Annotated in this window: 11 protein-coding genes and 1 pseudogene; 4 read left to right on the top strand and 8 right to left on the bottom strand. The window is 73.5% G+C overall.

Features of this window, described 5'->3' with window-relative positions; genetic code table 11:
* The coding region (locus AB0G02_RS19540) for a precorrin-3B C(17)-methyltransferase (protein ID WP_360796153.1) at positions 1–511 on the top strand (511 nt) is incomplete at its 5' end.
* Here AB0G02_RS19540 and AB0G02_RS19535 read toward each other — a convergent pair.
* Positions 486–1193: a cobalt-precorrin-6A reductase gene (locus tag AB0G02_RS19535; RefSeq protein WP_360796150.1), complete on the bottom strand. Its 708-nt coding sequence runs from the start codon at positions 1191–1193 to the stop codon at positions 486–488. The genes AB0G02_RS19540 and AB0G02_RS19535 overlap by 26 nt on opposite strands.
* 20 nt (positions 1194–1213) lie before the next feature.
* Between AB0G02_RS19535 and AB0G02_RS19530 the strand changes: the two genes are divergently transcribed.
* Positions 1214–2272 (top strand): cobalt-precorrin-5B (C(1))-methyltransferase, encoded by a 1059-nt coding sequence (locus AB0G02_RS19530; RefSeq protein WP_360796147.1) that lies wholly within the window; start codon positions 1214–1216, stop codon positions 2270–2272.
* A gap of 77 nt (positions 2273–2349) precedes the next feature.
* Here the strand turns inward: AB0G02_RS19530 and cobM are convergent, their stop codons facing one another.
* The 3 genes and pseudogenes from cobM to AB0G02_RS19515 form a co-directional block, all read right to left on the bottom strand.
* Positions 2350–3153 carry a precorrin-4 C(11)-methyltransferase gene (gene cobM, locus AB0G02_RS19525; protein WP_360796162.1) on the bottom strand — a complete coding sequence of 268 codons (804 nt, stop codon included), beginning with the start codon at positions 3151–3153 and terminating at the stop codon, positions 2350–2352.
* A gap of 174 nt (positions 3154–3327) precedes the next feature.
* Positions 3328–4260: pseudogene (cbiE, locus tag AB0G02_RS19520) on the bottom strand (precorrin-6y C5,15-methyltransferase (decarboxylating) subunit CbiE); the annotation flags it as partial.
* Positions 4257–4649 carry a TIGR03618 family F420-dependent PPOX class oxidoreductase gene (locus AB0G02_RS19515; RefSeq protein WP_360796144.1) on the bottom strand — a complete coding sequence of 131 codons (393 nt, stop codon included), beginning with the start codon at positions 4647–4649 and terminating at the stop codon, positions 4257–4259. The pseudogene cbiE and the gene AB0G02_RS19515, both read right to left, overlap by 4 nt.
* Before the next feature lie 179 nt (positions 4650–4828).
* Between AB0G02_RS19515 and AB0G02_RS19510 the strand changes: the two genes are divergently transcribed.
* A complete protein-coding gene (locus AB0G02_RS19510; RefSeq protein WP_360796141.1) occupies positions 4829–5872 on the top strand; it encodes a hypothetical protein in 1044 nt (347 codons plus the stop codon).
* Positions 5873–5960: 88 nt separating this feature from the next.
* On the opposite strand, the gene AB0G02_RS19505 is transcribed toward AB0G02_RS19510, so the two are convergent.
* Genes AB0G02_RS19505 through AB0G02_RS19490 form a run of 4 tightly spaced genes read right to left on the bottom strand, consistent with a single transcriptional unit; the run spans position 5961 to position 10208 of the window.
* The gene (locus AB0G02_RS19505; RefSeq protein WP_360796159.1) at positions 5961–7718 is read right to left on the bottom strand and encodes an aminotransferase class V-fold PLP-dependent enzyme; all 1758 of its coding nucleotides are present in this window, start codon (positions 7716–7718) and stop codon (positions 5961–5963) included.
* 6 nt (positions 7719–7724) lie between these two features.
* Positions 7725–8519 carry an amino acid ABC transporter ATP-binding protein gene (locus AB0G02_RS19500; RefSeq protein WP_360796138.1) on the bottom strand — a complete coding sequence of 265 codons (795 nt, stop codon included), beginning with the start codon at positions 8517–8519 and terminating at the stop codon, positions 7725–7727.
* Positions 8516–9352, bottom strand: coding sequence for an amino acid ABC transporter permease (locus tag AB0G02_RS19495; protein ID WP_360796135.1), 837 nt, complete (start codon positions 9350–9352; stop codon positions 8516–8518). Before AB0G02_RS19495 ends, AB0G02_RS19500 begins: the two co-directional genes overlap by 4 nt.
* Positions 9342–10208: an ABC transporter substrate-binding protein gene (locus AB0G02_RS19490; protein ID WP_360796156.1), complete on the bottom strand. Its 867-nt coding sequence runs from the start codon at positions 10206–10208 to the stop codon at positions 9342–9344. Before AB0G02_RS19490 ends, AB0G02_RS19495 begins: the two co-directional genes overlap by 11 nt.
* Before the next feature lie 185 nt (positions 10209–10393).
* On the opposite strand from AB0G02_RS19490, the gene trxA reads away from it, so the two are divergent.
* Positions 10394–10756 (top strand): thioredoxin, encoded by a 363-nt coding sequence (gene trxA, locus AB0G02_RS19485; RefSeq protein ID WP_360796132.1) that lies wholly within the window; start codon positions 10394–10396, stop codon positions 10754–10756.
* Positions 10757–10826 lie beyond the last annotated feature (70 nt).

Below are 10826 nucleotides of genomic sequence, written 5' to 3'. Positions count from 1 at the left end.
GGTGGTGTCGTGCGGCGACCCTGGAGTGTTCGCCATGGCCAGCGCGGTGCTGGAGGTGGCGACCGACGAGCAGTTCGCGGACGTGCCGGTGCGCGTGCTGCCGGGGATGACCGCGGCGCACGCGGTGGCCAGCCGGGTCGGAGCGCCGCTGGGGCACGACTACTGCGTGGTGTCGCTGTCGGACCGGCTCAAGCCGTGGGAGGTGATCGAGGAGCGGCTGGAGGCGGCGGTCCGGGCCGACCTGGTGCTCGCGATCTACAACCCGGCCTCGCGCAGCCGCACGTGGCAGGTGGACAAGGCGCGGGACGTGCTGCTGCGGCACCGCTCCCCCGACACGCCGGTGGTCGTCGGGCGGGACGTCGGCGGGCCGGAGGAGTCCGTGCGGGTGGTGCCGCTGGGCGAGCTGGACGCGTCCACCGTGGACATGCGCTGCCTGCTGCTGGTCGGCTCGTCGCAGACGCGGGTCAGCTCGCGCGGCACGGTGTTCACCCCGCGCCGCTACCCCGGGTAAGCCAGTCGACCGCCTCGGCCACCGTCTCCACCAGGGGCGCGGGTGGCGGTGGTGGTCGCCGCACGACGACCACCGGGAGGCCGAGGTGACGGGCGGCGGTCAGCTTGGCCGCGGTCATCGGGCCGCCGCTGTCCTTGGTCACCAGCACCTCGACCCGGTGCTCCCGCATCAGCGCCAGCTCGCCGTCCACTGTGTACGGTCCCCGGTCCAGCACCAGGTCCAGGCGCGGGTTCGGCGGGTCGGGCGGGTCGACGGTGCGCGCCACCCCGCCGGTGAACGCGGCCAGCTCCTGCCGGCCGGTGGTGATGAACGCCCGGCGACCGGCGACCAGGGCGGCGGCCTCGGCGACGGTGTCCACGTACCGCCAGCCGTCCTCGGGCGGCCAGCCGGGTCGGCGCAGCACCAGGAACGGCGTGCCGGTCGCGGTGGTGGCGGCGAGGGCGTTCGCGGTGATGCGGTCCGCGAACGGGTGGGTGGCGTCCACGACGGCGTCCACGCGTTCGGACCGCAGGTAGGCCACCAGCCCGTCGACGCCGCCGAAACCGCCGACGCGGACCTCGCCCTCGGGCAGCTTCGGGTCGGCCACCCGGCCCGCCAGCGACGACACGACCCGCATCCCGGTGAGCGCGGCGGCGAGGGCTCGCGCCTCGCCCGTGCCACCCAGTACCAGCACGGTCCTCACGGCTGTTGCATCCTGACGTCGTGAGCAAGAACCTGCGCTTCGGCTGGACGACCGGCGCCTGCGCCACCGCCGCCACCGCGGCGGCCTACGCGGCGCTGCTCACCGGCGAGTTCCCCGACCCGGTGCGGATCGTGCTGCCCAAGGGCCAGACGCCGTCGTTCGCGCTGGCCCGCGAGGATCTCGGACCGGACCGGGCGTTCGCGGCGATCGTGAAGGACGCGGGCGACGACCCGGACGTCACGCACGGCGCGCTGGTCGGCGCCGCCGTCCGGCACGGCGCACCGGGCAGCGGGGTGGTGTTCGAGGCCGGACCGGGTGTCGGCACGGTGACCAAGCCCGGCCTGCCGCTGGCCGTGGGCGAACCCGCCATCAACCCCGTGCCGCGGCAGATGATGCGCGAGCACGTGGCACAGGTGGCCGCCGAGCACGGGGGCAGCGGCGACGTGGTGGTGACGATTTCGGTCGAGCACGGCGAGGAGCTGGCGCGGCGGACGTGGAACCCCCGGCTGGGCATCCTGGGCGGGCTGTCCATCCTGGGCACCACGGGGATCGTGGTGCCGTACTCGTGCTCGGCGTGGATCGACAGCATCCGGCGTGGCATCGACGTGGCGCGCGCCCAGGGGTACCGGCACGTGGCCGGGTGCACCGGGAGCACGTCGGAGAAGGTCGCGGCGGCGGTGCACGGGCTGCCCGAGGACGCGTTGCTGGACATGGGCGACTTCGCCGGCGCCGTGCTGAAGTACCTGCGCCGCCACCCCGTGCCCCGGCTGACCGTGGCGGGCGGCGTCGGGAAGCTGTCCAAGCTCGCGGACGGGCACCTGGACCTGCACTCGGGCCGCTCGCAGGTGAACCTGGGCTTCCTGGCGTCCCTGGTGGACAACCCGGCGCTCGCCTCGGCCGTGCGGGAGGCGAACACGGCGCTCGGGGCGTTGCAGGTGTGCCAGGCGGCGGGCGTGCCGTTGGGCGACCTGGTGGCGGTGAGGGCCAAGGCGACGGCGGACGACGTGCTGCGCGGCGCCCCCGTCACCGTGGACGTGATCGTGATCGACCGGGCGGGCACCGTCGTCGGCCGCGCGTGATCCACAGGCGCCGCTCGACGCGCCGTTCCTGTCGGTGCCCGCCGGTAGACTGGAAACCGGGGGGATCCCCGCGCCGCTCACGACCGCGCGCGGGTGGTGGAGTAGAGGTGGCTGTCCGGGAAGCCCTCGGCGGTCAGGACCCGGCCCACGACGATGACCGCGGTGCGCTTCACGCCCGCGGCGCGCACCTGGTCCGCGATGTCGCCGAGCGTGCCGCGCAGGATCACCTCGTCGTCCCGGCTGGCGCGGGCGACCACCGCGACCGGGCAGTCCGCGCCGTAGTTCGGCAGCAGGTCGGCCACCACCTCCAGGATCCGCTGGACGGCCAGGTGCAGCACCATCGTGGCCCCGGGCCGGCCCAGGGTCGCCAGGTCCTCCCCCGGCGGCATCGGGGTGGCGCGGGCCGCCGTGCGGGTCAGCACGACGGTCTGCCCCACGCCCGGCACGGTCAGCTCCCGGTTCAGCGACGCCGCCGCGGCGGCGAAGGCCGGCACGCCCGGCGTCACGTCGTACGGGATGCCCAGGGCGTCCAGGCGCCGCATCTGCTCGGCCATCGCGCTGAACACCGACGGGTCGCCCGAGTGCAGCCGCGCCACGTCCTGCCCGGCCGCGTGCGCGGTGGCCAGCTCGGCGGTGATCTCGTCCAGGTCGAGGTTCGCGGTGTCCACCAGGCGGGCGTCGGCCGGGCAGTGGTCGAGGACCCCGACCGGCACCAGCGCGCCCGCGTACAGGCAGACCGGGGACTCCGCGATGAGCCGCGCCGCGCGCAGGGTCAGCAGGTCGGCCGCGCCGGGCCCGGCGCCGATGAAGTGGACGGTGACGAGCGCTCCTTGGTCAGGGCCCACGGGGTCAAGGGCCTGAGCGGTCGCCCGCCCGGGCATCTGCGGTCGCCAGCCGGTGAAGCCGCCGATCGCACCCGCCCGGCTCACCTCGATCCGGGTCAGCTCACCGCCGAGCCGGGCGTGCCACCGGGTCAGCACGGCCTCCGACTCCAGCGTGACGGCGTTGGCCACCAGTCGACCGCCGGGCCTGAGCGCGTCCCAGCACCGTTCGACGACGCCCTCGGCCGTGAGCCCGCCCCCGATGAACACCGCGTCCGGCGCTTCCAGCTCCAGCGCCCCGGGCGACGACCCGACCACGACCCGGACACCGGGCACGCCGGCCCGCGTGGCGTTGCGGGTGACGCGCTCCGCCCGTTCGGGGTGCTGCTCGACGGCGATCGCGCGGCAGCTCGGGTGGGTGCGGCACCACACGACGGCGATGGTGCCCGCGCCCGCGCCGACGTCCGACAGCAGCTCACCGGGAGGCGGCGCGAGCAACGCCAACGCCACCGCACGCACCTCGCGCTTCGTCAGCTGCCCGTCGTGCTCGAAGAAGTCGTCCGGGCGGCCGGGCACCAGCGACGCCCCGCCCACCCCGCACTCGACCGCGAGCACGTGCAGCGGGTCCGCCTCGTCGAGGTCCCGGTGGACCCGCTCCCGGGGCCCTCCCAGCTGCTCCAGCACGGTCAACCGCGCACCGGGCGCCAGCTCCGCGACCTCACGCGGGTCGCCGCCCAGCACCAGGACCCGCCGCCCGGGATGCAGGTGCGGCACGACCAGCGCCGCGGGCTTGCCGACCAGGCTGACCACCGCCACGTCGTCCAACGCCCACCCCAGCCGCGCGCACGCCAGCGACACCGACGACGGGTGCGGCACCACCCGGACGTGCTCGGCGCCCAGCAACCTGACCAGCGTGGTGCCGATGCCGTGGAACATCGGGTCACCGCTGGCCAGCACCCCGACCCTCCGGTCCCGGTGGGCCTCCAGCAACCCGGGCAGCGCGGGCACCAGCGGCGACGGCCACGGCACCCGCTCGAACTCCCCCGGCACCAGGTCGAGCTGCCGGGTGCTGCCCATCAGCACGTCGCAGGACGCGACCTCCCGCCGCGACCCCGCCGGCAAGCCGTCCCAGCCGTCGGCCCCGATGCCGATGACCGTGACGCTCACACCGTCCCCAGCACGCGCGTGACGGCGATCTCGATCACCACGCGCTCGGAGTTCGGACGCGGCGTGCGGTAGCGGGCGGCGTAGCGGCGCTCGGCGTCCTCGACCACCTCCGGCTCCTGGCGGACCACCGCGCGGCCCTCCAGCGTCGACCACCGACGTCCGTCCACTTGGCACACCGCCGCGGGTGCGCCCCCGGGACCGGCCGCGAGGATCTGGCGGACCTTGTGCGAGCCGCGCGAGGTGATCACGCGGGCGGTGGCGGTCTCCACGTCGAGCGTGACGCCGACCGGCACGACGTGCGGCGTGCCGTCCGGCCGGATCGTGGTCAGCGTGCACAGGTGGCGCTCGGTCCAGAACGCGCGGAAGTCCTCGCCCTTGGTCGACAACATGGGTGCATCATGCGGCACGCACCGGCTAGGGTGGAAAACGTGACGCGCCGATTTAGCCGCCCCCGGCCGGGAGACCCGGCCACAGGGGCCTGCGGCGTGAGCTAGTCCACGTGGTCCCGGTGGCGGACCGGTTCGGGGGACAACCCGACGTCCACCACCGTTCGAAGGGACCACCCGCGATGCCTCGCGACCTCAGCGACCCCACCTACGGGCCGCACGCCGTGCAACTGCTGGTAGACGAGATCCTCGCCGCCCTGCCGGGCGAACCGCGCGTGCTGCGCGACCCCCCGGAGGTGTCGGTCGACGACAACTACACCGCGCTGGGCTACCCGCCCGACGCCATCACCCGCGACGCCCGCTACACGCGCTACACCGGCGAGAACCGCATGTTGCGGAGCCACACGACGGCCATGGTGCCGCCCGCGCTGCGGCTGCTCGGCACCCGGAACGACTGGGACGACGTGCTGCTGGCCGCCGTGGGCATGGTCTACCGCCGTGACGCGGTGGACCGGGTGCACTCGGGGACGCCGCACCAGATCGACCTGTGGCGCATCTCCCACCACCGGGCCGACCTGGACGAGCTGATCGACGCCGTCGTCACCACCGCCGTGCCCGGCCTGCGCTACCGGACGACCCCCGCGACCCACCCCTACACCACCGAGGGCAGGCAGGTGGACGTCCTGGTGGACGGCGAGTGGCTGGAGGTCGCGGAGTGCGGCCTGGCCGCCCGCCACGTCCTGCGCCGGGCGTGGCTGCCCGACCACGTGCACGGCCTGGCCCTGGGCGCGGGCCTGGACCGGCTGCTGATGCTGCGCAAGGGCGTCCCCGACATCCGCCTGCTGTCCTCGGACGACCCGCGCGTGGCCGGCCAGATGCTCGACCTCTCGCCGTACCGGCCGGTGTCCAAGCACCCGCCGATCACCCGGGACATCTCGGTCGCCGTCGACTCGGGCGCCGACTCGGAGACGATCGGTGACGTGGTGCGGCACGTGGTCGGTGACCTGGTGGAGGAGGTGGCCGTGGTCAGCGAGACGCCGGTGGCCGGCCTGCCCGCGGCGGCCGTGGACCGCCTCGGCGCGCGGGCGGGGCAGAAGAACGTGCTGCTGCGCCTGGTCCTGCGCCACCCCACCCGGACCCTGACCGACGACGAGGCCAACGCCGCCCGTGACGCCGCCTACGCAGCCGTGCACGAAGGCGACCAACCCCTGCGACCGGCGGGCTAGTTGTAGTCCCCGCGGGAACGGCCTCCCGGCGTCGCGTTCCGGGAGGCCGTTCCGCGGTCGGGTGGGCGGGTGCCCCTCACCACCCGGCTCACGCCCTGACCTCGTTGAGGTAGTTGTAGATCGTGTACCGGGTCACGCCCAGGACGCCCGCCAGGTAGTCGACCGAGTCGCGGATCAGGAACAGGCCCGCCTCGTCCAGCACCCGCACCACCTGCGACTTGTGGGACTTCTTCATCAGCTCCACGGGCACGCCGACAGCGGTCACCGCGCGTTCGACCAGCAGGCGTTGCAGGGTGTCCACGTCGCCGGGGAACGCTTCGACCGCCGACCCCACCGACCCCGCCGGGTCCGCGGCCCCCGCCGACCCCGCCGCCGGGTCGTGCGGCCGGTTCGGGCCGGGGTCGCTGTTCACGCACAGGCAGCCGACGGCCACGCCCTCGGCGTCGCGCAGGAACACGGTGGACGAGTGGATCACCCGCCCGTCCGGGGCGTAGGTCTCGTAACCGGCGAGGTCCTGCGTGGTGCCCCGGCGGACCAGGCCGAGCAGCAGGTCGGTCATCGGGCCGCCGACCTTGCGGCCGGTCAGGTCGCCCGCGATGGCGATGATCGAGTCGGGCAGCGCGCCCAGGTCGTGCAGGACCACCTCGGTCCCCGGCCCCAACGCCTCGGCCAGGCTGTTCACCGTCGGGATCAGGGCGGTGAGCACCTCGGACGTGACCGGCGGCGTGGACGTCGGTCGCGGGGGCTCGGCGGGGCGCGGCCGGTGCAGCTCCTTCAGCGCGGTCGCGAAGCGGGCGACGGTCTCCGGCGTGGTGGACGCGTGCGGCGACAGGCGGACGTGCTCCGGCCGCACCGTGGCCGTCACACCCGCCTCCACCAGCGCCGCACCGACCACCGACGGCGCGTGCCCGGGCAGCGTGAACGCGACGATGCCCGCCCGGCGGTCCAGCGCCGACACCACCTCGCCGCCGACCGCGCGGACCGCCTCCACCAGCTCGTCGGCCCGGTCGACGACCCGCCGCCGGATCGCCTCGACCCCGGCCAGCTCGACCAGCTCCAACGCCGCCGCGAGCGCGCCCGACGCGACCGGGCTGAGGTTGGTGATCGACCAGCCCGCCGCCCCGACCCCCACCGGGTGCACGCTGTCGTCGAACAGGCCGGGGTCCTCCGCGCCGGTCCAGCCGGACAGCACCGGGTCCAGCCTGGCCAACGCCCGGTCGGACAGCGTCATGAAGCCGGTCGACCACCCCGCGCGCAGCCACTTCTGGCCGCCGACCACCAGCACGTCGGCCACCTCCCACGGCTCGTCGACCACCCCGAAGCCCTGGATGCCGTCCACAACCAGCAACCGGTCCCCCACCGCCTCGCGCAACGCCGCCAGGTCGGCCCGGTACCCGGTGCGGAAGTCCACCGCGCTCACCGACAGCGCCACCGTCTCCGGCGTCAACGCCGCGCGCACCACGTCCGCCGTCACCGGACCGGGCGGCAGCCACGACACGTCGACCCGCGGCGACCGCACCCACGGGTAGGTGTTGGCCGGGAACTCCCCCGACGACACCAGCACCTCGCCGGTGACGCCCAGCGCGACCTGGAACAGCCCGGTGCTGGTGTTCGGCAGCAACGTCACGTGGTCGGTGTCGCCGCGGCACAGCCTGGCCACCGCCGCCTTGGCCCGCAGCTCCTGCCGCATCAGGTCGTCCACGGTGGACGGCCCGGCCTGCGCCGACGTCTCCAGCAGCCGCGTGGCGGCGTCCAGCACCGCGAACGACGGCGGCCCGAACCGGGCGAAGTCCAGGTACCCCTCCGGCTCGTGGAACTGGACGAGGTAGGACGACGGGATGCGCATGACCACCTAGAGCACCTTCGCGAGGAACTGCTGCGTGCGTTGCTGTCGCGGATTGTCCAGCACCTGCCCCGGCGGACCGGCCTCGACCACCGCGCCGTCCACCATGAACACCACCGAGTCGGCCACCTGCCGGGCGAAGCCGATCTCGTGCGTGACGACGACCATCGTCATGCCGTCGCGCGCGAGGTCCACCATCACGTCCAGCACCTCACCCACCAGCTCGGGGTCCAGCGCCGAGGTCGGCTCGTCGAACAGCATCAGCTTCGGCCGCATCGCCAGCGCCCGCGCGATCGCCACCCGCTGCTGCTGACCGCCCGACAACTGGTGCGGGTAGGAGTCGGCCTTGTCCGCCAGCCCCACCCGGTCCAGCATCGCCCGCGCCTCGTCCAGCGCCGCCCGGCGGGGCGTCCGCAGCACGTGCACGGGCCCCTCGGCGACGTTCTCCACCGCCGTGCGGTGCGGGAACAGGTTGAACCGCTGGAACACCATGCCGATGCCGCGCCGCTGCCGCGCCACCTCCCGCTCGCGCAGCTCGAACAGCCTGCCGCCGCGCGAGGTGAACCCGACCGGTTGGCCGTCGACCCAGATCCGGCCGGCGTCGATCGTCTCCAGCTGGTTCACGCAGCGCAGGAACGTCGACTTGCCCGCACCGGACGGCCCGAGCAGGCACACCACCTGCCCCGCGTCCACCGAGAGGTCGACGCCCTTCAGCACCTCCGTCGAGCCGAACGCCTTCCGCACCCCCACGGCCCGCACCAGGCTCGTCGGACCCGCCGCGCCCACCGGCCCCGCCGCGCTCATCGGGCCACCCCCTTGCCGTAGTAGCGCTCCAGGAAGTGCTGCCCGACGCTCGCCACGCTGACCACGACCATGTACCACGCGGCCGCCGCCAGCAGCGTCTCCATGATCTGCAGGTTGCGCGAGGCGATGTTGTTGGCGGCGTGGATCAGCTCCAGGAACCCGATGACCGACGCCATCGACGTGCCCTTGAGCATGTTGATGAAGTTGTTCCCGGTCGGCGGGATGATCACCCGCATGGCCTGCGGCAGCACGACCCGCCCCAGCGTGGTCGCGGGCGTCATGCCGATCGCCTTGGCCGCCTCGACCTGGCCGTGGTCGACGCTGTTCAGCCCGGCCCGGACGATCTCGGCCATGTAGGCGCTCTCGTTGAGGCCCAGCCCGAGCAGGGCCGCGACGAACGCCGTGACCAGGACGTTCGTCTTCTCCTCGAACAGGCCCGGGATGGAGATGTTCTCGAAGACCAGCGCCAGGTTGAACCACAGCAGGATCTGGAGCAGCACCGGCAGGCCGCGGAACAGCCACACGTACCCGGCGGCGAACCAGCGGGCGACCGGGTTGGCCGACCGGCGCAGCAGCGCGACCAGCACGCCGAGCACGATCGCGCCCGCCTGGGCGGCCAGCGCCAGCACGACCGTGTTGACCAGGCCGCGCAGCATGATGTCGTGGGTGAAGAACCCCGGCACGGCCGCGTAGTCGATCTTCGCGCCGGCCAGCGCCCAGCCGAGGGCGCCGAGGGCGGCCAGGACCAGCGCGCCGACCACCCACCGGCCCCAGTGCCGCAGCGGGACGACGACCAGGTCGTCGGCGGTCGTTCCGGACGCCTCACTTGCCATTGACGGTCACCTTCGCCACCGCGCCCTGCCGGACGTCCCAGGCTTCGAGGATCTTGCCGTAGGTGCCGTCGTCGACCAGCGCCTGCAGGGCCTTCCGGACGGCCGTCGTCAGCTCCGGGGTGTTCTTGTTGACGCCGATGCCGTAGGGGCCGCCGTTGATCGGGGCCAGGTCCACGACCTCGAAGAACTCGCCGTCACCCGCGGTCTTGGCGACGTAGACGGCGGTGGGCAGGTCGTTCAGGATGGCGTTGACCCGGCCGGTGCGGAGCTGGTTCTGGTTCTGCGTGTCGCTGTCGGTCGCGGTCACCGCGATGGGGTCGCCCGACAGGCACTGGAACTCCTTGGCGTAGGTCTCCTGGCTGGAGCCGAGGTTGACCGCGACGGACTTCCCGCACAGGTCGTCCGGGCTCTTGATGCCCGCCGGGTTGCCCTTCTGCACCATGATCGTGATGCCGGAGGTGAAGTAGTCGACGAAGTCGATCGCCTCCTGCCGCTCCGGGGTGTCGTTCATCGCGGCCATGGTCACGTCGATCCGGCCCGCCTGGAGGCTCGTGATGAGCGAGCCGAACGCCATGTCCTGGTGCTCGACGGACAGCCCGAGCTTGGCCGCGACCGCCTTGACCAGGTCGACCTCCGAGCCGACCGGGGTCTTGCCGTCGGCGGCGTAGAAGTTGTTCGGCGGGTTCTGGATGTTCGAGCCGACGCGCAGCTTGCCCGCGCCGGCGACGGCCGACGGCAGGGACGCGGCCAGGGCGTCGTCCTTCTTGACCGCCTCCACGATCGCCGCGGTCGACGGCAGGTCGTCGGCGGGACCGGCCGGCGGGTCCTGTCCGGCCGGTGAACCGCACGCCACCAGCGCGAACAGGGACAGGGCGAGGGCTGCGGTCCTGCGCACGGGACACCTCCTGCGTTTCGAGTGGCCCGAAAGCTACAACGTTTTGTTGAAGACGTCCACATCGCGTTGAAGGGAATTGTCGCGATGCGGCGCTCGTTGATCCGGGTACAAGGGGTTCGTCCCCATGTCCACAGCGAGGAGGACCTATGGCCACCGTGGAGCTGACCGCGGAGAACTTCGACGAGGTTGTCGGCGGCTCCGAGATGGTCCTGGTCGACTTCTGGGCGAGCTGGTGCGGCCCGTGCGTCCAGTTCGCCCCGACCTACGAGAAGTCCGCCGAGAAGCACTCCGACATCGTGTTCGGCAAGGTCGACACCGAGGCGCAGCAGCAGCTCGCCGCGGCGTTCGAGATCCGGTCGATCCCGACCCTGATGATCGTGCGCGACGGTGTCGTGCTCTACGCGCAGCCGGGCGCACTGCCGCCGGCGGCGTTGGAGGACCTGATCGACCAGGCACGCAAGGTCGACATGGACGAGGTCCGCAAGCAGGTTGCCGAGCAGAAGTCCTGATACCCGGCTCCTGAGTCCCACCGGGCTCCCGGGGTTCACCGGGGGCCTGGGTTCCACCGGGTTCCACGCC

Origin of the sequence: Actinosynnema sp. NPDC023658 (assembly GCF_040639995.1) — a bacterium.
In the GTDB taxonomy this organism is placed as follows: Bacteria; Actinomycetota; Actinomycetes; order Mycobacteriales; family Pseudonocardiaceae; genus Actinosynnema.
This window is presented reverse-complemented; position numbering and strand designations above follow the sequence as displayed.

Bases quoted from the DNA above. Each gene is read 5' to 3' on its own strand.
- trxA (WP_360796132.1), top strand. From the start codon at position 10,394: ATGGCCACCGTGGAGCTGACCGCGGAGAACTTCGACGAGGTTGTCGGC.
- AB0G02_RS19510 (WP_360796141.1), top strand. From the start codon at position 4,829: ATGCCTCGCGACCTCAGCGACCCCACCTACGGGCCGCACGCCGTGCAA.
- AB0G02_RS19500 (WP_360796138.1), bottom strand. From the start codon at position 8,519: ATGAGCGCGGCGGGGCCGGTGGGCGCGGCGGGTCCGACGAGCCTGGTG.
- AB0G02_RS19515 (WP_360796144.1), bottom strand. From the start codon at position 4,649: ATGTTGTCGACCAAGGGCGAGGACTTCCGCGCGTTCTGGACCGAGCGC.
- AB0G02_RS19495 (WP_360796135.1), bottom strand. From the start codon at position 9,352: ATGGCAAGTGAGGCGTCCGGAACGACCGCCGACGACCTGGTCGTCGTC.
- AB0G02_RS19505 (WP_360796159.1), bottom strand. From the start codon at position 7,718: ATGCGCATCCCGTCGTCCTACCTCGTCCAGTTCCACGAGCCGGAGGGG.
- cobM (WP_360796162.1), bottom strand. From the start codon at position 3,153: ATGCCCGGGCGGGCGACCGCTCAGGCCCTTGACCCCGTGGGCCCTGAC.